We start from the raw sequence: 24845 nt of genomic DNA, 5'->3' as shown, positions 1-24845 counted from the left end.
TGGCAGAACAACTTCATCGTGCAACTTCGTGTCGCACCTAACCTTATTCGTTAGGGCTATAACACACCACGCTCTATCTCCTGCAGATAGATAAAGTCGGGGGCTTTTACGCCAGCTTTCTGTCTGATTTCCACCAATTCAGGAGATTCGAAGAAGCGCCTGGCATTATCCAATGATGACCACTCCGAAAAGTGGACAATGTTGTTTGCATTGTTGTCGTATCGCAGTAGTTGGTAGCTGATTTCTCCAGCACGCTTTCTTATGTCCGCTGCTTGGTCAAATATTGCTTTCCATGCTGGGTAGGCTTCGACCTCGTGCATGATTAAAACATGTTGCATGTGCACTCCAATAGCAGGTTGTTAGACGAGCGTAAACTTCAATACGGCGAACCGTCTTTGTGTGCAAACCGCCATTTTCCATCGAGGAGATCTGCCTGTAAGTCATCGTCAGGGTATACGGCGGAATCTCCTGCGCTGCGATCGCCAACCTCAAGGTAATGCACTTCTTCACCTGTACGATTTAGCAACTGGTGCGCGTTGCCCGTACCCGCTTTGAATCCCGCGCACATGCCAGGAGAGAGTTGCGTTTCACCGGCATCGGTGACTAGCATGGGATGACCGTGCAATATGTAGATGAATTCGTCTTGCTTGGAATGGGCATGCCGCAAGGCTGAACCAGCACCGGGCAAAAGTTTCGTTAGATTTACCCCGAAATTTGACAGGCCAAACAAGTCGCCAAGGGGTCGCTTCTCTCGCCCCGCCATTCGGGAAGCGAACGGTTCTGGATAGTTCGATGGTTTTGTCCGTGAGGCAACCTGTGTAGCCACTACGGCTATGGAAATATCTTGATCGTTCATAGTGATCTCAAGAGAGAAAGGGGGCACAATCATGCATTTTAGAGCGCAGTTTTATGGATCGCTCTGCTGACAGTGGCATTATGTACCCAAAAAGCATCGGCAATCGGTCTCATATGCATTCTGCATGCCTTCTTTAAAGAATTTAAAATCGAGCGGTTTCCCCAAAGGTCTGCGCTGAGCTTTGGTATCTCTTTGAACTTATTAAGATCCATGTTGATTAGGCTTTACATTGTATCGACAAAATCCTGATTACCCAGAAAAATCTTGTTAAGGTGTTTATCCCAAACGGGTGGAAAGCCAATACCCGCGCGGACAAAATTCTGATAATGAACACAAGCACGTTCTTTATCCGAACCAAAATGACTCAATAGCCAATTGACTTCCTAGCATTTCAACGGTGCCGCTTGATTCATCATCGATCGATCATTGCTCCAGGGCCAATCGGCTGCGTCGTTAACCATGCTCGCTCTCACCGGGTTCAAGACTACATAGCGGGTAACTCGAGCAATTAGCAGTCCGTTCCCACGACCACATGATAATGGTGGTCATCAAGCAATAGGCATGGCAAATCCAGTTTAAGCGCGAACATACTTCGTTAAACAATTTTAAGCCAGTTCAGCCTATCTTCGTCATCCAGATAAATTGCACCTCTTACGTTGCTTCGCGACGCTTGAGCGCAAAATCTCGTTGCGGCCTGGCATCGGCTAGGGTTACGTCCGGATATACACGCAGTGCCAGCATCTTCCGCTTGCCTCCGTGGCAATAATCAAAACGCCAATATTTACCGCTGTTGGTGTGGGCAAGTAAAGTCACTCTTTATTCAACTCTTGGATTTACCCGGTGACACAGGTGATTCCCTCCTGTAGAGTGAGAGCAGCTTGCACGAGAGATTGCGTGTCGCGCTTAAATTTCCTATCCTTAGCGTCCAGCTGACAAACAATGAAAAGAATACTTGTAACCGGTGGGGCTGGTTTTTTAGGGTCGCACCTATGTGAGCGGCTGGTGGCCAGCGGTTCAGATGTATTGTGTGTTGACAATTTTTTCACGGGTAACAAGGAAAATATTAAACATTTGCTGGGACATCCCCATTTTGAATTAATGCGGCACGATGTTACTTTTCCACTATATGAGGAGGTCGACGAAATTTACAACCTGGCCTGCCCTGCATCACCGGTACATTACCAATCTGACCCGGTACAAACCACCAAGACAAGTGTGCATGGCGCTATCAACATGCTGGGACTGGCCAAGCGAGTAAAGGCAAAAATTCTCCAGGCAAGCACGAGTGAAGTGTATGGCGACCCGGAAGTTCAACCCCAGTCGGAGGCGTATTGGGGCAGGGTCAATCCGATCGGTATTCGCAGTTGTTACGATGAAGGCAAGCGCTGCGCTGAAACGCTTTTCTTTGACTACTGGCGACAGCACCATTTGCGGATCAAAGTGGCACGAATCTTTAACACTTACGGGCCGAGGATGCAGCCCGGTGATGGCCGTGTAGTCAGTAACTTTATCGTTCAGGCTCTCAAAGGAGATGGCATCACAATTTATGGTGATGGTAACCAAACCAGAAGTTTTTGTTACGTTGACGATTTGATTGATGCGTTGATCCGAACCATGGATACCGGCGATGAATTTACCGGACCTGTCAATATTGGAAACCCTTCAGAAATTTCGATTCTGGAGTTTGCCAAAATAGTGATTAAGCTGACAGGCTCAAAGAGCAAATTGGTTTTTAAACCTCTGCCTCAGGACGATCCCAAACAAAGGCAACCCGACATCAACCTGGCAAAAAACCAGCTAGATTGGTACCCAAAGGTTGATCTGATCAATGGCTTGAAAAAAACAATCGCTTATTTCAACGTTTAAGTTTCCATGCGAAGGTGGCCACCAAATGAAGGTTGCGATTATTACGCCATACTACAAAGAGTCGGATGAAATCCTGCGCCGATGCATCCAAAGTGTATTGGCGCAGACACATCAAGATACGAAGCATTACCTCATTTCTGACGGATACCCCAAGCCTGATGTTACTTCAGGCGTTAAAAATCTGTCTTCTATCACTTTACCGGTCGCTCATGGCGACTATGGATGTACGCCCAGAAGTGTGGGTGCCATCTGCGCCTTGAACGAAGGCGCAGATGTTATTTGTTTCCTGGATGCGGATAACTTATACGAACCAAATCATGTGACGAGCTTGGTGAATGTTTATGAACAAGCCCAAGCGCAGGGAAAAATTCTGGATGCAGTATTTTCATACCGACACATTTTTGTGCCTGGTCATGAGTACCTGCGACTTGAGCATACGGAGGATTTGCAGCATACCCATGTAGACACAAATTGTATGTCTTTTGCCCGGTCTGCAGCTTTTATGTGGCCCATGTGGGGCATGATTCCAAATGCCTGGACATCCATTTGTGACCGTGTGATGTTTGACATGTTCAAGCTCAATCAACTCAAAGGAGCATGGACTGGACTGCACACAGTCTTGTACGAATCCAACTGGCGTGCCCATTACGTCCAAGCCGGGTTACCTATTCCTACTCATGGCTTGCATGATGGCACGGTTAGAAACATAGTTAGCCCCTCAGCTCAGGAATTATTCGCGCGACTAAGAGTGAAGTAGCTGCACCCCGTAGCTCCCGAGTCTATTGCTCATTACGCTCCCCTTACGGCCTCTTGCTGTTTGCTCTGGTCAAACTCGGTTAAGCAATAACATTTGAACAGTCATAGCGATATCTGCACTCCGCAGAGGGATTGCCCAGATCAACCAATAGGAGAAAAGCCTGATACAACGATGGAGAAATACGATTGCGCAAAAAAATTGACAGAGTTATTATTCTATCATTATGATTTTATGGGTTCTATTTATTATCCGAGCGCCATGAGAGTCTGACCCCAATTATTCTTGAAACAATGTATGAATGGGAGACTTGACCTCATTGATTGATTAACAATGGGGACGTTACGTGTAATTCGCCTGTGGTTCCGGCGATTGGTGCCTTGGTCATGGCGCTACTTCCCAGCCGGAATCTGGATTTAGTTAGTGCCATTGGCAAGCGGTTTGCCGAGATCGCTTTTTTTTACTACCTGCTACCTGCTCGTCAGTTAAGGCCCGCATGATGCAAGTATGCAGTTCAATGAATATTTCTCAATCAATCCCAAATCGGCAATGTTTATCCGCCGAGTTTTCTTGGACTAATTGTGCATGCCCACTTAAATCAAGTAGAGGATCTGCGTTCTCCAGAATTCGGGCTGTTATGCAACCGGCATTATCGATACTATTTTTGGGGTTGTTTCATGATCTGGTTCTGGATATCAACAAAAAAACTGTTGAGTTTCGGCTAAGTCGGCGGGTTCATTAAATTCAAACTTCCTCTGGGCAGCTTATGTCGATGCCAACAGATTTATCATTATCTTGACTAGGGATAACCCAATAGATTATTGTTTGATTTGGCAATTTATATTTATTTAAGGATGAAAAAAATGAACCCACAAAAAATAGTAATTGCCATGCCAACCGAAGATGAGTTTATGCCAAGTATTTCAAGATGGGGGCATGAATATGTTTGGACCAAAAAGGAAGTATATTTTGTTCACGTTATCAGGAAAGATGTGTACGTTAGTGATATGGGTGTTGACGAAACCCTTAGCAAGGACGAACAAAAAAATATGAAACAGCATGCGCTTGATTTTATAAAGAATAAAGCAAGTGAGATGATGCCTTTGTCGGTACTAAAAAAAGCGCATTTTGAAGTTATAATTGCGAAATCTCCAGCAGATAGGCTGGCTGAGTATGCTAAAGAAATTAATGCAGGTATGATCGTAATAGCAACAAGAAATAAAAGAGGTTTTGCTGGGCTTTTCCTTAGCTCTTTTGCGGATCGCATTTTAAAACTTTCACCCTGTGACGTATTGGTTTTAAGGCCAAAATAAAGGCTATGTTGCAATTAGCTGTTGAATTTGATTTAATGATCTACTAAACACTTATAAATCATATGGTTGGGGATTTTTATGATTAACGAAAAATCCTTCATGCCTTCATAATTAAGCAGTTACCAAAAATCAACAGATAACTACTGAGATAGCCAAAATAAAGCACCCGCTGTTAGCCATGGGTATTGTCGAGCTGTAAATCAGCCGGCTTTCACCGGACTTTTTCCCAAAGGGCGGGGAATTAAGCTTGAAGCGATTAACATAAGATTTTGGAGACGCAAATAATGACCCAACAACTCAGACATCACTACTTTAGACACCTAAAGGATGATATTCCTTCGGGTATCGTGGTATTTTTAGTGGCCCTTCCGTTATGCCTTGGTGTCGCCCTGGCATCTGGAGCGCCTATGTTCGCTGGATTGATAGCAGGAATGGTCGGTGGGCTAGTTGTCGCTTGGTTAAGTGGTTCACAACTTAGTGTCTCGGGTCCGGCGGCCGGTTTAACGGTGATTGTTTTTAACGCTATTGAAACGTTAGGTAGTTACCAAGGGTTTTTAGTTGCCGTGGTATTAGCGGGCTTTATGCAGCTAATAGCTGGCTTTCTCAAAGCAGGGATCGTCGGTGCTTTTTTCCCTTCAGCTGTTATTAAAGGAATGTTAGCTGCCATTGGGTTGATTTTAATTATTAAACAGATCCCTCATGCTACTGGTTATAGCGTGCTATATGGTGGTCCTGAGGCTTATAGGGAAGAAGATGTACAAGAATTTTTACTCCCAATATATGATGCTTTTAACTCCATTTCGCATGGTGTATTAGTGACATCCATTGTTGCCTTGCTGATACTGATAGTTTGGGAAAAGCCATGGTTTAAAAGGCAAAAAATTCTAAAATTAATTCCTGGCCCATTAATAGCGATAGTATGGGGAATTCTATATAATTTATCTGCTGAGCGTTGGTTTCCGGATTGGGCGGTCGGTTCAGTTCACTTAGTGAATATTCCTGTCTCAAATAGTGTTGGCGAGTTTTTGAATAACTTCATATTTCCTGACTACAGTTATTGGACTAATCCTCAGGTTTATATTGTTGCAGCCACGCTAGCTATTGTTGGTAGTCTCGAAACATTGTTAAGCCTAGAAGCAGTAGATAAGCTAGATCCTTTAAAACGCACTTCACCGACTAATAGAGAGCTTAAAGCACAAGGCGTTGGAAATATTGTTTCCGGATTAATCGGCGGTTTACCAATAACTGCTGTTATTGTGCGTAGTTCAGCCAATATTAACTCTGGTGGTAAATCGCCACTATCTTCTATTATTCATGGCCTATGTATATTGCTGAGCGTAATGTTTTTTTCAAATTACATAAATTATTTTCCACTGGGCTGTTTGTCAGCCATTTTGCTGCATACTGGGTATAAACTCGCTAAACCAGCTTTATTCAAGGAATTCTATCGAAAGGGTTGGAGTCAATTATTGCCGTTCATTATTACAATAACAGCGATTTTAGCTAGCGATTTATTAATAGGCATGTCAGTCGGTATAGTATTTGGTTTGTTCTTCGTTATTAAGGCTAATTACCGTGATGCCATTACTCTGATTCAAGATGATTCATCTTATGTATTAACGTTTCATAAAGATGTATCCTTTCTCAATAAGGCATTATTGAGAAAGCTTCTTGCACATGTCAAACCAAACAGTACGCTTGTAATTGATGCCAGCAAATCTCATTTTATTGATCACGACATTGTGGAAACAATTGATGACTTTTTAGTAACAGCACCCAATCATAATATTTCAGTTGAGGTTCGCGATATATACGGCAAGGAAAGATTAGTAAAGAACGAAGAATTTATTGTTTTACACGACCACCATGATGAATACCCATCGGGTAAGAAGGTTCTGATCCAGAAGAATATCGTCTGATGGTGAATGAAATTATAGTGTTCTTTTCTGGAGAGTAAGCCCCACTTTGTTCATAGGTGATTCAACTCTGAAATCTTATTTATAAGGACTCAACTTTAGGGCGCATCTAAATTTCAATTTTCTAGTCAAGACAAGGCGCGAGTAAAAATTTGATCGCAGTTTGTATTCCCGAAATATGAGGTCGCCGCGCTGTTTCAGGGGGGGAATATAAGGACTTCCGGTTGAAACCGTCCTTGAAAGTAAGTTTAGTACAATATTATTTTGTAGCAGTGAAAAAATCTGGAATCTTGCAGTCGGGCGTGGCACTTTTTGGTGGTCTTTTCTCTTGGTCGATATGAGACTCCCCAAGCTCTGGGGTGACGAACAATGCATCTAGAAAATAACGAAAATTATATCCAATCCTAATTTAGTACTGGATTGCTATTGACGAACATTGCAAATTTTTCAGTTGGCAGTGGACGGCTATAATAATAACCTTGAACCTCGTCGCAGCCTCTGATGCGCAAGAAATCAAGTTGTTCCAGCGTTTCCACGCCTTCCGCGATGACCTGTAATTTGAACTGGTGGCCCAGGCTAATGATGGACCGCACGATAGCCGCATCGTTGTCATCAGTAGCGACGTCACGCACGAATGATTGATCAACCTTCAGTCGATCAAGCGGCATTTTCTTCAAGTAACTAAGGCTAGAATACCCAGTGCCGAAATCATCCACGGCCAACTTCACTCCCAGCTCATTCATATTGATCAGAAAATCCATTGCTGCTTGAGCTTCGTTCAGCATGACGCCTTCAGTAATTTCCAACTCCAAGTCATTTGGGTCCAGCCCCGTTTCTTCTAATACAGCGATGATTATTTGCGCAAGTTGAGGCTGACGTAGCTGTATGACCGATATATTTATAGACAGCGGAAATTGGGCCATTCCCTGTCGCCGCCATTCGGCCAGTTGCTTGCAAGCTGTGCGCAGCACCCATTCCCCTATAGGTATAATCTGCCCAGTCTCTTCGGCCACCGGAATAAATTCGGCTGGTGAAACAAAGCCTTTTTCTGGATGCTCCCAACGCAGCAAAACCTCCGCACCGCACACCATTCCACTAATCAAGTTCGCCTGAGGCTGATAATGCAATGTAAACTCGTTGCGCTCTAATGCCAGGCGCATATCATTTTCCATGGAGAATAGTTGATTAGCACGGAAATTCATTTCAGACTCAAAAAACAAAAAATTGCTGCGGCCCTCAGCCTTTACACGATACATCGCCACGTCAGCGTGCTTGATCAATGTATTGATTTCGTCGTCACTATCCACATTATCAGGGTAAATACTGATGCCGATGCTGGCATGGGTGACGATTTGCAGAGTGCCGACATTACAAGGAGTAGTCAGTGTCTTGAGTATCTTGCCAGCCACATGCGCCGCACCGTTTGCATCAGTTTCACGCAGTAACACAATAAATTCGTCGCCACTGATACGCGACACAGTATCCACTTCACGCACACATTCCTGCAAGCGCAGCGCGACTTCCTGCAATAGTTTGTCGCCCACCGCATGCCCCATCGAATCGTTAATATACTTAAAGCGATCAAGATCAATAAATAGCAATGCAAATTGCTGCTTATCGCGATGGGATTCAGCGATCAACTGACCGAGACGGTCACGCAGCAGGGTACGGTTGGGTAGTCCAGTCAACACATCGTAGTAAGCCAGGGACTGGATATGCTGCTCAGCTTCCTTGCGTTTGGTGATATCAACCCTGACCGAAATGTAACGTACAATTTGCCCGTTCACACCTTTGAGTGGCACGATGGCGCTATCTACCCAATACAATGTGCCGTTTTTTGCGCGATTACAAATTTCACCGCGCCAGATGTCACCACGGGTGATGGTTGTCCACATATCGATGAAGAAAGCGCTTGGATGCATCCCGGAATTGATGATGCGGTGATCATGACCGAGCAGCTCCTCCGGGCTGTAGCCACTGACTTCACAGAACTTTTCATTGGCCTGTATGATGCGCCCGACAGGGTCGGCGACTGAAACGAGGGCGTGCTGGTCAATGGCCTGGATATAGCTGATTAACTCTGCGGAGCTCCGCTCAGCGTCTTCTTTGGCATGCAGCAGTAAGCTTTGAGTATTCTTGCGAACTGTGATGTCGTGGATGAAAGCGCAGAACTCATATTTATCTTTATGTTTGACTGGAGATATTGCCAATTCGATAGAAAATTGGTGGCCATCGCGATGCAAGCCTGCTATCTCTATGCGCTTGTTTAGTACAGGCCCCTCGCTGGAAGCCAAAAAATGTTTCAGGCCCTGAATATGCGCATTACGATATTGCTGCGGGATGATCATATCGTGCAGCATTTGTCCGATGGCTTCTTCTCGGGTCCAGCCAAAAATCTTTTCTGCCTGTCCATTCCAGCCGGTGAGAATGCCCTCTGAATTCATTAACACTACGGCGTCCGGGGCGGCATCAATAATGGTGCGCAATCTCGTATCGATCTCGACCAGTTCTATCTCCTCCAGTTTTTTGCTGGTAATATCCTGAACCACACCCAGCATCTTCAGAGGAGTCCCATCTTTATCGCGTATTACACCGCCACGCTGATGTAACCAGCGTATTGTGCCGTCCGGCCAAATCACTCGATGCTCTATGTTGTATCTAGTGCTTGCTTCAACGCAGGCATTCATTGAATTGACAACGTTCTGACGATCATCAGGATGTATGCTGCTCATAAAATCTTCATAAGTACTATTCTGTTTTCCTGCAGGGCAGGCCATCAGGTAAGAAATATGGTCGCACCAATACAGTTCGCTAGTACAAATATCCCAATCCCAAGTGCCGATTTCGCCATACATCAGACTAAGGCGTAGGCGCTCCTCACTCTCGATTAATCGTTCATTCATCTTCCGCGCAGCTCGAAGAGCGCGTTCCCGACCCTGCACCAGCAACCCTGTGAGTAGCCCCAGCAATATACTTACAGCTAAGCCAAACACGATGATGGACTGCGACTGTTCTTCGTCCAGCTGTGCCTCAAAGCTAGAGAGAGAGCTATTAGCCATTGTCCAGGTGTGGCCAGCAATTTCAAAGTGCTTGGAAGCATGGAAGAGCGGATCCATCTTGACGCCGATTTTGTTTGTGCTATCGGCATCATGCATTAGCGTCTTACTCGACATTTCCTCGCCATCGTAAATTTTTATGTTGATGTCAGGTACACGTGTACCGAGAATGCCACGCATTAAATCATCCATCCGAAACAGAGCACAGACCCAGCCGATTAGGTTTGCGCGGCGCTGAGCTAAGGTGGCATATGGCGCACCATTTTTGTAAATAGGTAAATACATCAGAAAACCAGCCTGCGTGCTCTCACTTTTTTCTTGTATAAGTTTTGTCTTACTTGTGATAACGGCTTTATTGTTGTCGCGTGCTTGCTCCATTGCAACACGTCGTATCGGATCGGAATACATGTCGTAACCAAAAGTGCGTCGATTACTCTCTGTGACGGGCTCGATGAAGATGAGGGAGGTGGCGATGTCTTGTTTCCCATTATGACTAATGGGGTGTGGGGGAAAGTCTTCCTTGCGGATAATTGTAGTGTGTTTGTTTTGCTGCACTGCAGGTACGATCAGCGAAAATCCAACGCCTTGTATACCAGGGAGGTTCTCCACAATATGTTGATCGAGGATATAGGCATGGAATTCGTCGCGTTCTACGTTAATGGAGGCGGCGAATAAACCTTGTACGCCCCGTAGCGCTTGTTCATAAGACTGCATACGCTGTTCAATGCGGTTTCTGACATCAAGCACACGAAAATTGAAATTATATTGCAATTCCCGTACAGCTTCGTTGTGTGCATTTTTCCATAACTGGTGGGTTACAACCAAAGAAACTATCACTACTAACCATGGTAAAAATCGGACGGTAGGAGACAAAGATAGTAGCTTCTGAATCACATTAATGCGTGATGCAGCGAATGGAGTTACCACATTAATAATTTAACATCATGTTTTGCATGAAAACTCCATAATTGCAGTGTGTCTGACTGAACATGGGTGCATTATTAATGCGGTCAAGTGAAGCTTGAGATGAGAGGTGCCGCCACCGACGGTTTGACTGGCAGATCAATTCAAAAGTATCCTAGTCGGCCCAATATGGTATTCCTAAGAATTCACTTTTTGCATCTCATAAATAGCCATCAAGTATATTACTTTACGACAATTTGGAGAAATACTTTAAGGCGCTTCAGGATTTCCTGAGTGCTTATGTAATTCCATCTTTAATGTGGTCATGAATTATGAGATGCAATTCGATTAGAGTACTTCTAAACCCAGGTTTTATTATTCCTACTGCATTGTTTAAGAATATTTACAATTTCAGATGGATATTTTCAAAGCGCTGATTATTTAGTTGTACCCCAGATAAGTCATCGAGTAACTTAATGCTGCAACGACTTGATAATTTCCTCGACTACCTTTTTTGCATCGCCAAACACCATCATGGTTTTGTCTAAATAGAACAAATCATTGTCCAGTCCTGCATAACCAACAGCCATACTGCGCTTTACCACCAGAATGGTGCGCGCCTTGTGTGCATCAATGATCGGCATGCCATAAATAGGAGAGTGCGGGTCAGTTTTGGCTGCAGGATTCACCACGTCGTTGGCACCGATAACCAGTACTACATCAGTATCGGCAAATTCGTTATTGATCTCGTCCATTTCAAGTACTTGATCGTAAGGTACTTCAGCCTCGGCCAGTAACACGTTCATATGCCCCGGCATGCGTCCAGCCACAGGGTGAATGGCATAACGTACATTGACGCCATTTTCGATTAAAAGATTAGACATTTCATTGATTGCATGTTGTGCCCGCGCGACCGCCAGGCCATAGCCCGGCACGATGATGACGCTACCCGCATTGCCCATCAGGAATGCAGCGTCATCCGCACTACCGCTACGCACTGGCCGTTGTTCGACCTTGCCAGCCTCTCCCACTTCAGCTTCACCACCAAAGCCACCGAGAATTACATTGAAGAAAGAGCGGTTCATTGCCTTGCACATAATATAAGAGAGAATCGCGCCAGAGCTGCCTACTAATGAACCGGCAATAATCAGCATATTGTTATTCAGGGTAAAGCCAATGCCCGCTGCCGCCCACCCGGAATAGGAGTTAAGCATGGATACGACTACTGGCATGTCCGCCCCGCCAATCGGCATAATCAGTAACACGCCCAGCGCCAGCGCCAAAACAATCATGATCAGGAATGGTGTCCAACTTTCCGTAACCGTGAACATGATGCCGAAAGCGATCATCACAACACCCAGGAACAGGTTAAACCAGTGTTGTCCTGAAAATGTTAGCGGCTTGCTGCCAAGCTTGCCGGACAGTTTGCCGAATGCGATGATGGAACCAGTGAATGTGATCGCACCAATAAACGTGCCGATGAATAACTCAATCAGGTTGCTGGCATGCAACGGCGCGATGCCGTAGGCGACTGGATTATAAAACGCGGACATGGCGACCAGCACCGCCGCCAGACCGACCAGTGAGTGCATGGCCGCCACCAATTCAGGCATGGCAGTCATTTGAATACGTCGGGCGACCACCGCACCGATTGATCCGCCCACAATGATAGCCAGCACAATATAAACCAGGTTCTGGGTGACAGTCAGCGTGGTAAGCACCGCAATGGCCATGCCTATCATGCCGAACATGTTTCCGTTCCGTGCGGAAATTGGAGAGCTCAAGCCTTTCAGTGCCAGGATGAACAAGACAGCGGCGACTAAATAGGCTAATGCAACAAAATTTGCCGACATAAATTTTCCTTGAATATTTTTTTGTAACTGCTTTATTTCGCGAGTCAGGAGAAGTGGTGTGACGCTCCTACGAATAAGCAGGGAGCCATTCACAAATTAATGGCTGATGTCGCTCCACTTCACTACTTCGCGTCTGAGTTGTGGCGTTTTGGCTTATTTGCTTTTCTTTTTGAACATGCTCAGCATGCGTTGCGTTACCAGAAAACCACCGAATACATTAACTGCTGCCAGCATAACTGCGATTAAGCCCATGATCGTGCCGGCGTCCAGTTGTTCAGGCCCCGCCGCCAACATGGCACCGACGATGATAATGCCGCTAATGGCATTGGTCACTGCCATTAGCGGCGTATGTAGCGCGGGTGTGACATTCCATACCACGTGATAGCCGACCACCACGGCCAGTACAAATACGGTCAGATTGATAATTACAGGATCAATTACAGTACTCATTTCTAAACTCCTATGTTGAGATTGGCGAATTTTAGTCTCTTCCAGTTCTCCCTCCGAGAGGGAGATTATTTATTTAGTAACCACTTCTCCGTCAATACTCAGTAACGATCCGGCGATAATATCGTCATCACGATTGATGTTCATTTTTCCGCCGTTTTTAGGGTCGCATAGTAAAGTGAGGAAATTAAGCAGGTTGCGTGCATACAAAGCACTGGCATCTGTCGCAACCAAAGCAGGCAGATTGTCTTCACCTACCAGTGTGACGCCATGCTTGACCACTGTCTTGCCTACTTCAGACAACGGGCAATTGCCGCCTGCTTCAGCAGCCATATCCACGATCACGGATCCCGGTTTCATGGATTTGACCATATCTTCAGTTACCAGCACGGGTGCGGCTCTACCGGGAATCAATGCAGTGGTAATGACAATGTCGGCTTGTGCCACACGTTTAGCAACCTCTACCTTTTGACGTTCCATCCAGCTGGCTGGCATGGGGCGGGCATAGCCGCCAACGCCTTGGGCAATCTCTCGCTCTTCATCAGTTTCAAAAGGCACGTCAATGAACTTGGCACCCAGGGATGCTACTTGTTCTTTCGCTGCAGGACGTACATCGGAGGCCTCAATCACCGCACCCATACGCTTGGCAGTGGCGATAGCCTGCAAACCAGCAACACCTACGCCTAATATCACCACGCGCGCTGCCTTCACCGTTCCGGCAGCCGTCATCAACATCGGTATAAACCGATTATATAAATTCGCCGCCACCAGCACTGCTTTATATCCGGCAATATTTGCTTGCGAGGACAGAACGTCCATAGCTTGCGCGCGTGACGTACGCGGCAGCTTTTCCATGGCAAAAGCGGTAATGCCCTGTTTGGCGTAGGCTGCAACCAAGTCCGCCTGAAAAGGTGAAAGTAAGCCGATCAGTACGGTTTTTGCGGCCAGCTTTGCCAGCTCGTCTTCGGTTGGGGCTTTCACTTTAAGTATGATCTCAGCTTGCGCATATACCTCCGCGTCGCTGACCAAGGTGGCTCCTGCAGCCAGATAGTCTGCATCGGGAATGCTCGCGCCTGTTCCGGCACCTTGCTGCACCATGACTGCATGACCGGCGGCCAGCATTTTTTTCACTGTTTCGGGCGTTGCCGCAACACGTGTTTCACCTGCGCGCGTTTCCTTAGGAATCCCTATACGCATGAAACATCTCCTCTTTTAATATGGCCTGAGTCTACCGGGCAGAAGTAATTATTCAAGGGCATCTCTAAAAAACAAATTACTGAGCGATTTTATCATTAAGATATACCCGTCAACATGTCATCTTGTTCGAGGCAATGTTCTATCCATTGCGCGGTCAGCTTTTCCTGCACGGTATTTTGCTTGAGCCGTGCGTTCAAACCGGGGAAGTTTACGCAGTCCAGTTTTTGATCTTGGTTAAAACAGGAGAATACATAGGTTTTTTCCCCAGTCGTAATGTCGAAGTGTTCTTGAATGCACTGGCCGCAAATCTCTTTCATCATGCATTGCATGGGTGAATTGATGGAGCCATAGGCATGGTGATCCGGTTTCATATAGGGTTTCAGTTCGCTATGACGGGCCCCTGCAACAGCGGCCATCATCTTGTCTGAACCAATCGCGATGAGGCGATCGACCTGCTTCACCGCAAGGTCTTGCTGTCCTAGTTCACCGCTGGCATAGGCTTTGATGGCCTGCACGATGTTACCTACATAAGTTCGGTCTTGGGGACGGTCCGGTATATATCCGGGCGCTTCATCGCAGCACCAAATCACCACATCAGCGGCCATTTCGATGTCTTCCACCTTGTAACGGTCTATCATTTTTTTGTAGCCAGCAAAGTAAAGAACTTTAGAGCCGACGCTACGGAATGCCTTGCCGATGGAAAATAGTACGGCGTTGCCCAAGCCCCCACCAACCAGCATCACTGTTTCTCCCGGAACAATTTCAGTGGGCGTACCAGTTGGCCCCATAAGCACTACTGGTTCACCGGGTTTCAGCGCAGCACATAACTGAGAAGAACCACCCATTTCCAGCACAATAGTAGAGAGCAAGCCTTGTTCGACATCAACCCAAGCGCCGGTCAAAGCTAAACCTTCCATGACCATACGTGTACCATCGACTTGTGTGGCATGAGTCTCATAATTCTGCAGGCGATAAAATTGCCCCGGTTGAAAATTTCGCGCCGCGGCAGGCGCCTTGACGATTACTTCTATGATGGTAGGGGTAAGGCGGATCACTTGATGTATGGTGGCGCGCAGATCGTTGCTCAGGCGTGCAAGAAAATCCTGATCGTTCCCTTTATCTGCAGCGGCAACTTGTGACAATACTTTGCTTAACACCGGATAACCCTGCTTTGCACTACCCATGGCCTTGACTACGTTACCGGAATATGAAGGATGCAGGTCTCCGAAAAAGCTGATGAAGCGGCCATCATGGTGCTTGTACTGAAGCACGTGTGCCTGGGCCGGTTTGGTATTGCTACGCTCTGGTTTGACGGGTTCTCCTTGTTCGTCACATGCCTGGAAGTATCGGCCATCAAGCTTGAATTTTTCTGGAAACTCGCGTGCCAGAACTGTGTTCGGTTGGGTGCCCGCAGCCACAAAGATGGTATGCGCGGGTAGATTAATTTGCCCGGCCTTCTGCCAGGCTCCCTCGGCATTTAATACCTGGTGCATTACCTCCATGGCAATCGCATTGCCATTTGTATCCACCTCTACCCGCACTGGGGTCAAACCTTCGGCAAAATAAATCCCTTCTTCCAGCGCCTTTTCCACTTCCTCATGATTGAGGGTATATGAAGGGCTGTCGACCAGGCGCTTGCGATAGGCCAAAGTGACGCCTCCCCATGATTTGATAAGCTGAAGGATGTTGGGGTTACGTCCTTCGCTCAAGGCCATGGCCCGCTCCGCGCGTATAGCTCGAGCATGACTCAAAAACTCGTCGCCTATAATTGTTTCATCCGCCGTCCACATGCTGCGCAATACGGCCTCACCCTTTTCAGCTATCAGCCTTTCGTAGCGGCAAAGGAATTTCTCAACTTGTACCGGATAATAGGCAAGAGATTCAGTGGCTGTATCAATAGCGGTCAAGCCACCGCCGATTACTACAACGGGTAAGCGAACTTGCATGTTGGCGATGGAGTCTGGCTTGGCAGCCCCTGTCAATTGCAATGCCATCAAAAAGTCAGACGCAGTTCGAACACCGCATGCCATACCGTTAGGTATGTCGAGCAATGTTGGGCGGCCAGCACCAGCTGCCAGTGCAATATGATCGAAGCCTGATTCAAAAGCACTTTCGGCCGTAATGGTCCCGCCGAAACGTACGCCACCGAGTAGCGCGAACTGTGTGCGCCGTTCCAGCAGCAGGCGAATGATTTTAAGGAAATTTTTATCCCATCGAATCGTAATGCCATACTCGGCCACGCCACCAAAACCGGCCATAACTCTGTTATCCAGCGGTTCCTTCAATGCACTTGCATCGTAGACCGGGCTAAATGCCACTCGATTGCCATCTGCATCCACGCCAGATAAATCGCCCAGCAACGGCTCGATTTTTAACCCGTCGACACCAACAACAATATGACCATCGTTCATCAAATGATGTGCCAGCGTAAAACCGGCAGGACCCATGCCGACGACAAGTACACGCTTGCCAGTAGCAGCACGCGGATAGGGCCGACGAATATTGAGGGGGTTCCAACGGGTGAGCAGGCTGTAAATTTCAAAGCCCCACGGTAGCTCCAGAACATCCTTTAAGGAGCGTGTCTCGGACTGTGGAATATTTACCGGCTCCTGCTTTTGATAAATGCATGATTTCATGCAATCGTTACAAATTCGATGACCGGTTGCAGCGCACATCGGATTATCTACAGCAATGATAGCCAATGCACCCAATGCCAGACCGGAAGCTTTAACTTTATGAAATTCGGAAATTTTTTCATCCACGGGGCAACCCGCCAGTGGAATGCCGAAAGTACTTTTCTTAAATGGCGGGGGGGCATCAGCAACACCCGCTTTTTCCCGCAGTCCAATCGAGCAGGAGTCCTTGCTTTGTTCATGGCACCAAATGCAGTAATTAGCTTCACCCATGGCGCCAGCCAAGTCCGTACCTTTGTCAGTAAGGGCGAAACCCTCGCGTTGACGCAGATGGCTATCCGCAAGGCGATGCGCGGTGTATGGAACATTTTCAATTGGGATGATAGGTATCAGGCGCTGAAAATCGAGCTTGGCAGGAACCTTGAATAACACGCCGTGCCCATGGCGTTTTTTCCCAGTTGTGGTATGCACCGCCCAAGCCGCGTAACGCATGGCAAGATCAAGTTTGTCGATATTTTCTGCCTCGGCATCAAGCCAGTTGTTAACCTGGCGGGCAAAAAGTAATTCGCTCATTTCACCAGTGGTATCGCCGAAAGCTTGTAATAATGCTGTTGCAAGGACGTCACCATCGAAAGCTGCGGCATCAGCCGCTTTGTACTTGTTTATTGCTTTTCGCTGCACAAAAATACGTTTACAGTGGAACAGGGGCGCTAGCTCATGGTGTTGTTCTGCCGATTTGCGTACCGCAGTCTGAATATTAAATAATTGACCAAGAAAGTCTTCCAGGTGTGGGGCCAGATTAATAATGAGCTGCGATTCTTCCAGATGCGTCATGTGATCCGGTGTTTTACGCGCTGCGGCCAGTTTTTCCGCCAGTAACGGTTCGCTTTCAGAAAGTTCGGCCAGGAAATAAGAGTCGATACGGGGCAGCCCATCGACGCTGTAGAGATCTTCAAATTTCATTCCGAATCCCAGTTTTAAAACTGGGGGAGGCGTTACGCTACTATCAATACTTGTGATAGGTTGCTGAGAATTTATGCTTTCCATGCAGTGCAAACTCCTGAATTTATTATGCGCTGTGAATTTAAAACCGAGGTGTCACAACCCAGCGGCAAGCGAGGCATCTTGCTTGTATACGAACACAACTTCTGCGATCTAGCAGCTCAAGGACTTAAACGGAATCGGCTGTAAATCTACCTTCGCCCGGCTAATTCTGTGCTACGGATTTATTAATCCGACAGGCTTGCCAGCCCAAACATATTAAAAAACCCGGCTATACCGGGCAATGATAATTTTTATTAACTTGTGATTATACGATTTTATCTTCGCCACCGCACTGCCATAGCATGAAAAAGTTATAATTCAGTACCCGTAACCTGAATCATTCTATATGGCCACCATACAGCTCTTATCTGATCTGCTCATCAACCAAATCGCTGCTGGCGAAGTGATCGAACGTCCTGCTGCCGCGCTTAAGGAGATGCTGGAAAACAGCCTGGATGCGGGTGCCACCGAAATTATCGTGCAGCTGGAAGGCGGTGGCGTGAAGCTGCTGCGTGTGCGCGACAATGGCAATGGCATCGCTCCGGATGAGTTACCTTTCGCCCTTATGCGCCATGCAACCAGCAAGATTGCGTCATTAGCTGACTTGCAGCGCGTCGCCAGCATGGGCTTTCGCGGCGAGGCTTTGGCCAGCATGGCGGCAGTGGCGCAGGTAACTCTTACCAGCCGCATGGCGGAAAGCCAGCATGCTTGGCAGATCCAATCCGTGGATGGGTCACAGAGCGAAGTTATTCCGGCCGCACACGCTCATGGCACGAGTGTGGAAATACGTGAGCTGTATTTCAATACCCCGGCACGGCGTAAATTTCTTAAGTCCGAAGCCACTGAGCTCGCTTATTGCGAAGAAACCTTCAAGCGCATCGCGCTTTCACGCCCGGATGTTGCCTTCAGTCTGCAGCACAACAACCGTATGATGTGGCAATTACCCATGCTATCAAGCTCAGGCTGCACGCCTCTTGCTTCGACCTCTACGGTTTCTGAAGTATCTTGGGAAGAAAAAGCAGAGGCATTGCCAAAACGTATCGAAGCTATGCTTAGCAAAGAGTTTGCGCAAAGTGCGGTGCCTGTCTCGCGCAAGGCAGCCGGGCTGCATTTATATGGCATGGCTTCCCTGCCTGCCTATTCGAAAGCATCACGCGAAGCGCAATATTTTTTTGTGAATGGACGTTTTATCCGCGACAAAGTAATCGCTCATGCTATCCGACAAGCCTATCAGGATATCCTTCATCACCAGCGCCATCCCGCCTTCGTGCTGTTTCTTGATATGCCACCAGAATTGGTGGACGTGAATGTACATCCTGCCAAGATCGAAGTTCGTTTTCGCGAGAGTCAGGCCATTCATCAATTCGTGTTCCATACGCTGCAACAAGTTTTGAGTACACCCGTGGCTCTAAAAGAAAATGCATCTGACCTGCCGAATCAATTAGCTCAGATTCCATCCGTGCAACGAACCATGTCGATGCAGCAGCCTTTACAGTTGCATACGGCATCACAGCCGCTGGCTTTTTACGATGCTCTTTTTGGAAGGAAGGAAAGCAGGGGAGGGGAGGAGGATAACCAAAATGATGCGCCCATTTTAAGCACTCCTTCTCAATCTTTTTTATCAGAACCAGAAATTCCGCCGCTCGGCTTTGCCTTGGCACAGCTGGCCGGTATCTACTTGCTGGCGCAAAACGAGCATGGACTGGTGGTGGTGGACATGCACGCTGCTCACGAGCGTATCGTATATGAAAGACTTAAAACGGCACTTGATGGGCAGCAAATTCCCATGCAGCCGTTGCTAATCCCGGTGAGCTTTGCGGCCGACGCATTGGACATTGCCACAGCCGAGGAAAATCATGCTGCCATGACACAACTCGGTTTTGATATCGCTCCATTGTCGCTGACAACACTGGCAGTGCGGGCCATGCCAGCTATGCTTAAACAGGCTAACGCCGAAGCTGCCGCACGTGATGTGTTGCATGAAATGCGTGAATACGGCGCCTCTCGAGTGCTGACTGAACGACGCAACGAAGTGTTGTCCACGCTGGCTTGCCATTCCGCTGTTCGCGCGAATCAAATCCTGACCGTGCCTGAGATGAATAATATCCTGCGAGAAATGGAACGTACAGAACGTTCCGGCCAGTGCAATCATGGTCGTCCGACCTGGTTTCAAATGAGTATTGCAGAATTGGATACGCTGTTCATGCGGGGAAAATGAACACACCACTGCCTCCCGCTTTTTTCCTTATGGGCCCTACCGCCAGCGGAAAGACTCAAGTGGCTGTAGAACTGGCACAGCAGCTTCCAGTTGAAATTATTAGCGTTGATTCCGCGTTGGTGTATCGGGATATGAATATCGGCACTGCCAAACCCGAGGCTGCTGTCCTCGTTCATGCGCCACACCATCTGATCAATATACTTGACCCAACCAGTGTTTATTCCGCAGCAGCTTTTCGCCAGGATGCACTGCGCTTGATGAGTGACATCACTCAACGCGGGCACATTCCTTTGCTGGTTGGCGGCACCATGTTGTATTTTCGCGCCTTGCTCTTCGGTCTGAATGAACTACCGCAGGCCGACTCTGAAGTGCGTGCCGCTTTGGACGAACAATCCATACGTATCGGTTGGCCTGCACTACATGCCGAATTGGCTCAGGTTGATCCGGAAACAGCTGCGCTTCTAAAGCCAAACGATGCGCAGCGTATCCAACGTGCGCTGGAAGTTTATCAACTCTCCGGTCAACCGATGTCCGTGCTGTATAAACAGCAGAACAAACAGCCGCTGCCGTATCACGTCATGCAGATTGCGCTCATTCCAAGTGATCGTAGCAAATTGCATGCACGTATCGCCACACGATTTGCTGCCATGCTTAAACTCGGCTTGGTGGATGAATTGCTTGCTCTTAAAGAAAAATATTCGTTGCATCCCAATCTGCCCTCCATGCGCTGTGTAGGCTATCGTCAGGCATGGCAATTTCTCGCTAAAGAAATAAACGAAACGGAGTTGTTGGATAAAGGCAATGCCGCCACGCGTCAATTGGCCAAGCGTCAGCTTACCTGGTTGCGTGGCATGCCGGAAATAATCGAATTTGATTGTTTAGCCGACAATCTCGCGCGGCAAGTACTTGCTGCGGTGTGTCAGCTACAAAACATATCGCCCACAAAGTGAGATAAGGATTTGCACTGAAAAAATCAGGTGCACAGTTTTTCAGAAGCTCATAGACCCTTCTCTTCCGCACCGATCATAACCTTCACTTCTTCCGGAGGCATATGCAGGAGTTTGCCAATGTCTATATAGTCATCGGGAAGAGCCGCATCGGCCCAGCCATTGGCAGAGTGGCGCGCAAGATTGACGGCTAGCAAGACATTACGCACGCGCTGTTGATTGGCACACTCGCCATCCATCAGCGCGATCAGCAGCTTGGGCAGTGACCATTTGAGTGCCAATGCAGATTGCAAATGTAACAATGTAAAGCCTAACACCCGTTCCTGCGCATCATTGCTGCGCAATGTTTTATTCTGTTGCTGCATGGCTCGGATCTTCAGCATATCTTCAGGCGCAAAACACCACATCAGCAGTTCGGCAATATCAAATAGCAATGCAGCGATACGTACTTCCTCATGATGCATATCATTCAAGCGTACCGCCCAATCTACAGCGAAAGTGGACGCGCGGTTTGAACGATGCATCACTCGCAATAAGCAGCTCAAGGCATCCATCCGTCCGCTTAGAACTGTTTCCGCCAGCGGTTCTGCCGGCACCTTCTTAAAAAATATATCGAGACCCAACATCATTAATGCTTGATCTACCTCCACCAATTCATGCTCTTGGCTGCGATGCTTTTTCTGTTGCAAATGACGCAGTAGTTTGACGGTCATCATTGGGTCGTGCCTGATAACATAAGCAACACTCCGCGCACTGAGGTTTTTTTCATTCTGGCGTAGTGCAGACAGATTGCGTGCGGTTTGTTTCAATACGGGGATATCGACTTGACTAAGAAAGTTCACCCACTCTGCCAATTCCCGCATTTTATGGTCTTGCATAATGTCTCCTTAACTTACCAGTGCTAACCTATCGAGTATCTCGACAAGCTTGGCATAATCTTTAGAGGTGGCCTGAAACTGGACTTCGGGCTGAACCACAATGAGAAAAATGGCTGGCGTGGGTTTCACTATCACGCTCACATTGAGCATTGCAGCCTATGGGCTCCTGGCACTGCGCCGATGCTTGTGAGTCGCACTTTAAAGTATGCTTTGACATTATGCTGTCCGCTATGCGATTGGATTGGTAGGATATTACGTTTGCGTCAAAATAAGGTTAATGATCAAGATCTCCCACCCGCACTTCTACCAGTGTGTTTAGTACCCATCCAGAACGCATATCGCTAGTCTGCACTTGTAGCCAGTCATCCAGATAGGCCTGTGCAGTCAACGCGGAATCTTTTTTAAGTGTTACGAGCTTGGCCGCGTTGGTGAATGGCTTTCGGCGCAGGTTGACGTTGCTCTTGGCTCGTAACGGAATGGGGACGTTGAATACTACCATCGCAAGGCGTTGATCTGAAGTTTTGCGGGAGTGGTTATCCTTCACCATTTCGATGAACTCTCGTGACTGCGCGGCGTGGTTCATGGTTGTGCCGTAGTTTCCTTTGGCGTAGGACGCCGTAGCTGCATCGAGAAGACGCTGTGCCTGCAGTATTTGTTCGGGCACTGTGACCTGAGATAGTTTTAAACTTGCTATAGCCACTTCTGCTTCCGCGATAGATGACGCTGCACCTGGCTTCGTGGCTAGCCGTCGCAACACAACCTGGTCACGGGTGACTTTGCTGGTGGATTCCTGTAAAGCTTTGGCCTGATCCTGTTGACGAGCGTTCAGATTTCGGATTAACGCGTCTTTTTCCGTCAATAGCTGCTGCAGACGTTCGATTTCACGTTGCTGAACGGCGTAAGACTCTTGCGGCGGACTTGGGCTTGGGCTTGAGGTTGCTGGGGTCGATGTCTGGAGGGTGCAACCCGTAATGTTCAAACCTAAAAATGCTACAACTGTTCCGCATAGAATTTGTCGCGCCCAAATTTTGAGTAAGCGCCATGATTTGTTCAACTGTATCCACAATCTTGCCACTTTTCTGCCTCTATAATTATGGTGCAACCGTACCACAACGAACACTATTGCGCGGTTCTAATTACTGATCCCAACGAATATCCATTATGATGCACAAACGGTTAAATAATTTCCTTGGAAAGGGTATTTTTTGATTTTACCCATCGACAGTTCGAAGAAAATTCGATGTGTATCTTTTTGGAGTAGGTGATGCAGCGCGTTTTTATCGTTCTGGGAATCATGCTGCTGGTTATCGGCCTTCTCTGGCCATGGCTTTCCAAATTCCCCTTTGGGCGGTTGCCCGGCGATATTTCCATCACGCGCGAGAACTTCAGCTTCCACTTTCCGTTGATGACCAGTCTGTTGGTGTCGTTGCTGCTGATTCTATTACTATGGATGTGGCGGAAGTAGGTTCGTCATGCAGTTAAATATTGTAATAATTGGGATGGGAAATCAATTTCGCCTTGCGCAGGCCAGCTGGGTAACTCCTCCAGGGAGCCGATGTAGCCATAGCGGGCAATGATGCAACGCATCCCGGCGGCTTGCGCTGCTTCCGCGTCGCGTTTGTCATCACCCAGATACAGGCAGAGGTGTGGTGTGATCTTTAGCAATTCGCTAGCTTTAAGTAGCGAATCCGGGAAGGGTTTGGCACGTGCGCAGGTGTCGCCGCTGATCAGGCAGGCAGCGCGTTGCGCATAGCCCAGCGCTTGCATCAAAGGTAGGGTAAATCGATGAGGTTTATTGGTGACAATGCCCCACGGCAGGCCACGTTTTTCCAATATTTCGATCAGTTCCGCCATCCCAGGAAACAGAGTGGTGTAAACGCAAATATGACCAGCATAATAATCTAAGAAGGCATCGCGTAAATCGGAAAAATTCGGCGCATCCGGTTCAATGTTAAAACCCAGTTTCAACAAGCCTAGAGAGCCATGCGAGGCTTGTGGGCGGATTGCTTCCAAAGGCATGGGCAGCTTGCCATGGAGGTTGAGCAGGTGATTTAGGGCGGCTGCCAGGTCGGGTGCAGTGTCCGCGAAAGTGCCGTCTAGATCGAACAGGACGGCACTAGTCACGACGACAGGCGAGCAGGTAGTTGACGTCAGTGCTCTGGCTGAGTGAGTAGGTTTTATGAAGTGGGTGGTAACTCATGCCGCTGATGTCGCAGATGTTAAGCCCCGCATTGCGGCAAAATTGTGCGAGTTCGGACGGTTTAATAAATTTAGCATAATCGTGAGTGCCGCGCGGTAGTAAACGAAGTAAATATTCCGCGCCAAGCACCGCGAAAAGATAGGACTTCGGGTTGCGGTTGAGGGTGGAAAAGAATACATGGCCGCCCGGCTTGGCGAGTTGGGCGCAGGCAGCCACAGTGCTGGATGGATCGGGCACATGTTCGAGCAATTCCATGCAAGTAACCACATCGTAGTGACCTGCCTGTTCCGCAGCCAGGTCTTCCACGGCGATTTTGCGGTAGTCCACCTGTTGACCGCTTTCCAGCAAGTGAAGCTTGGCAACTTGCAGCGCCTTGTCGCCCAAATCAATACCCGTCACCTCTGCGCCAAGTGCGGCCATGCTTTCAGAAAGGATGCCGCCGCCGCAGCCGACATCCAGCACAGTTTTGCCGCTTAGGGCTGCGATGCGGTTGATATAGTCCAAGCGCAGCGGGTTGATTTCGTGTAGGGGCTTGAATTCGCTTTGGATATCCCACCAATTGTGGGCGAGCTGACTAAATTTTTCCAGTTCAAGCGGATCAGCATTAGTCATGATGTGTTCATAATTCAGGGTCAAATGCAGAATGTATCAAAACTCGTCTTGAACCGCCAGCCAATCAGACGACATAATTTCAGGTGTATGCGCGGCCAAGAAATTATGTTTTGTCTCGCCTAAGGCGGGCATGTTAAACTTAGAGATTGTTT

At 47.7% G+C, this 24845-nt stretch carries 20 protein-coding genes; 7 read left to right on the top strand and 13 right to left on the bottom strand.

Annotated features, from left to right (window positions below; genetic code table 11):
• Window positions 1-56: 56 nt before the first annotated feature.
• From MJ769_RS01170 to MJ769_RS01160, 3 genes are all read right to left on the bottom strand, one after another.
• Window positions 57-338 carry an antibiotic biosynthesis monooxygenase gene (locus tag MJ769_RS01170; RefSeq protein ID WP_239234014.1) on the bottom strand — a complete coding sequence of 94 codons (282 nt, stop codon included), beginning with the start codon at window positions 336-338 and terminating at the stop codon, window positions 57-59.
• Window positions 339-376: 38 nt separating this feature from the next.
• Window positions 377-856 carry a cupin domain-containing protein gene (locus MJ769_RS01165; RefSeq protein WP_239234013.1) on the bottom strand — a complete coding sequence of 160 codons (480 nt, stop codon included), beginning with the start codon at window positions 854-856 and terminating at the stop codon, window positions 377-379.
• Window positions 857-1507: 651 nt separating this feature from the next.
• On the bottom strand, window positions 1508-1669 hold the full coding sequence (locus MJ769_RS01160; RefSeq protein WP_239234012.1) for an Arm DNA-binding domain-containing protein: 162 nt from the start codon (window positions 1667-1669) through the stop codon (window positions 1508-1510).
• A 126-nt stretch (window positions 1670-1795) separates the two neighbouring features.
• On the opposite strand from MJ769_RS01160, the gene MJ769_RS01155 reads away from it, so the two are divergent.
• From MJ769_RS01155 to MJ769_RS01140, 4 genes are all read left to right on the top strand, one after another.
• Complete coding sequence (locus MJ769_RS01155) at window positions 1796-2722, top strand: UDP-glucuronic acid decarboxylase family protein (protein ID WP_239234011.1); 927 nt, start codon at window positions 1796-1798, stop codon at window positions 2720-2722.
• A 25-nt stretch (window positions 2723-2747) separates the two neighbouring features.
• A complete protein-coding gene (locus tag MJ769_RS01150) occupies window positions 2748-3479 on the top strand; it encodes a glycosyltransferase (RefSeq protein WP_239234010.1) in 732 nt (243 codons plus the stop codon).
• An 860-nt stretch (window positions 3480-4339) separates the two neighbouring features.
• Window positions 4340-4789, top strand: a complete 450-nt coding sequence (locus MJ769_RS01145) for a universal stress protein (protein ID WP_239234009.1) — start codon at window positions 4340-4342, stop codon at window positions 4787-4789.
• A 284-nt stretch (window positions 4790-5073) separates the two neighbouring features.
• Complete coding sequence (locus MJ769_RS01140) at window positions 5074-6708, top strand: SulP family inorganic anion transporter (protein WP_239234008.1); 1635 nt, start codon at window positions 5074-5076, stop codon at window positions 6706-6708.
• 401 nt (window positions 6709-7109) lie between these two features.
• Here MJ769_RS01140 and MJ769_RS01135 read toward each other — a convergent pair whose 3' ends face one another.
• The 5 genes from MJ769_RS01135 to MJ769_RS01115 all read right to left on the bottom strand — a co-directional run bounded on the left by MJ769_RS01135 (window position 7110) and on the right by MJ769_RS01115 (window position 17757).
• Window positions 7110-10598 (bottom strand): bifunctional diguanylate cyclase/phosphodiesterase, encoded by a 3489-nt coding sequence (locus MJ769_RS01135; protein ID WP_239234007.1) that lies wholly within the window; start codon window positions 10596-10598, stop codon window positions 7110-7112.
• 539 nt (window positions 10599-11137) lie between these two features.
• Window positions 11138-12517 carry an NAD(P)(+) transhydrogenase (Re/Si-specific) subunit beta gene (locus tag MJ769_RS01130; protein WP_239234006.1) on the bottom strand — a complete coding sequence of 460 codons (1380 nt, stop codon included), beginning with the start codon at window positions 12515-12517 and terminating at the stop codon, window positions 11138-11140.
• A 153-nt stretch (window positions 12518-12670) separates the two neighbouring features.
• On the bottom strand, window positions 12671-12967 hold the full coding sequence (locus tag MJ769_RS01125; RefSeq protein ID WP_239234005.1) for an NAD(P) transhydrogenase subunit alpha: 297 nt from the start codon (window positions 12965-12967) through the stop codon (window positions 12671-12673).
• Window positions 12968-13036: 69 nt separating this feature from the next.
• A complete protein-coding gene (locus tag MJ769_RS01120) occupies window positions 13037-14161 on the bottom strand; it encodes a Re/Si-specific NAD(P)(+) transhydrogenase subunit alpha (RefSeq protein WP_239234004.1) in 1125 nt (374 codons plus the stop codon).
• Window positions 14162-14256: 95 nt separating this feature from the next.
• Window positions 14257-17757, bottom strand: coding sequence for an FAD-dependent oxidoreductase (locus MJ769_RS01115; protein WP_239234003.1), 3501 nt, complete (start codon window positions 17755-17757; stop codon window positions 14257-14259).
• A gap of 427 nt (window positions 17758-18184) precedes the next feature.
• Between MJ769_RS01115 and mutL the strand changes: the two genes are divergently transcribed.
• Both mutL and miaA read left to right on the top strand, forming a co-directional pair.
• Entirely contained in the window at window positions 18185-20056 is a 1872-nt protein-coding gene (gene mutL / locus MJ769_RS01110) for a DNA mismatch repair endonuclease MutL (protein ID WP_239234002.1), read from the top strand.
• Complete coding sequence (gene miaA, locus MJ769_RS01105; protein ID WP_239234001.1) at window positions 20053-21006, top strand: tRNA (adenosine(37)-N6)-dimethylallyltransferase MiaA; 954 nt, start codon at window positions 20053-20055, stop codon at window positions 21004-21006. The genes mutL and miaA overlap by 4 nt, the downstream gene beginning before the upstream one ends.
• Window positions 21007-21053: 47 nt before the next feature.
• On the opposite strand, the gene MJ769_RS01100 is transcribed toward miaA, so the two are convergent.
• From MJ769_RS01100 to MJ769_RS01090, 3 genes are all read right to left on the bottom strand, one after another.
• On the bottom strand, window positions 21054-21881 hold the full coding sequence (locus tag MJ769_RS01100; RefSeq protein ID WP_239234000.1) for an HDOD domain-containing protein: 828 nt from the start codon (window positions 21879-21881) through the stop codon (window positions 21054-21056).
• Window positions 21882-21890: 9 nt separating this feature from the next.
• The gene (locus tag MJ769_RS01095; RefSeq protein WP_239234016.1) at window positions 21891-22031 is read right to left on the bottom strand and encodes a hypothetical protein; all 141 of its coding nucleotides are present in this window, start codon (window positions 22029-22031) and stop codon (window positions 21891-21893) included.
• A 124-nt stretch (window positions 22032-22155) separates the two neighbouring features.
• Entirely contained in the window at window positions 22156-22935 is a 780-nt protein-coding gene (locus MJ769_RS01090; RefSeq protein ID WP_239233999.1) for an SH3 domain-containing protein, read from the bottom strand.
• A gap of 210 nt (window positions 22936-23145) precedes the next feature.
• Between MJ769_RS01090 and MJ769_RS01085 the strand changes: the two genes are divergently transcribed.
• Window positions 23146-23346: a DUF2905 domain-containing protein gene (locus MJ769_RS01085; protein WP_239233998.1), complete on the top strand. Its 201-nt coding sequence runs from the start codon at window positions 23146-23148 to the stop codon at window positions 23344-23346.
• 5 nt (window positions 23347-23351) lie between these two features.
• On the opposite strand, the gene MJ769_RS01080 is transcribed toward MJ769_RS01085, so the two are convergent.
• Both MJ769_RS01080 and ubiG read right to left on the bottom strand, forming a co-directional pair.
• Window positions 23352-24005 (bottom strand): HAD-IA family hydrolase, encoded by a 654-nt coding sequence (locus MJ769_RS01080; protein ID WP_239233997.1) that lies wholly within the window; start codon window positions 24003-24005, stop codon window positions 23352-23354.
• A complete protein-coding gene (gene ubiG, locus MJ769_RS01075; protein WP_239233996.1) occupies window positions 23998-24693 on the bottom strand; it encodes a bifunctional 2-polyprenyl-6-hydroxyphenol methylase/3-demethylubiquinol 3-O-methyltransferase UbiG in 696 nt (231 codons plus the stop codon). The genes MJ769_RS01080 and ubiG overlap by 8 nt, the downstream gene beginning before the upstream one ends.
• Window positions 24694-24845: the final 152 nt, after the last annotated feature.

This window comes from Candidatus Nitrotoga sp. BS (assembly GCF_927797785.1).
GTDB lineage: Bacteria > Pseudomonadota > Gammaproteobacteria > Burkholderiales > Gallionellaceae > Nitrotoga.
The sequence above is the reverse complement of the archived record's forward strand: the minus strand, read 5'-3'. Positions and strand labels throughout refer to the sequence as shown.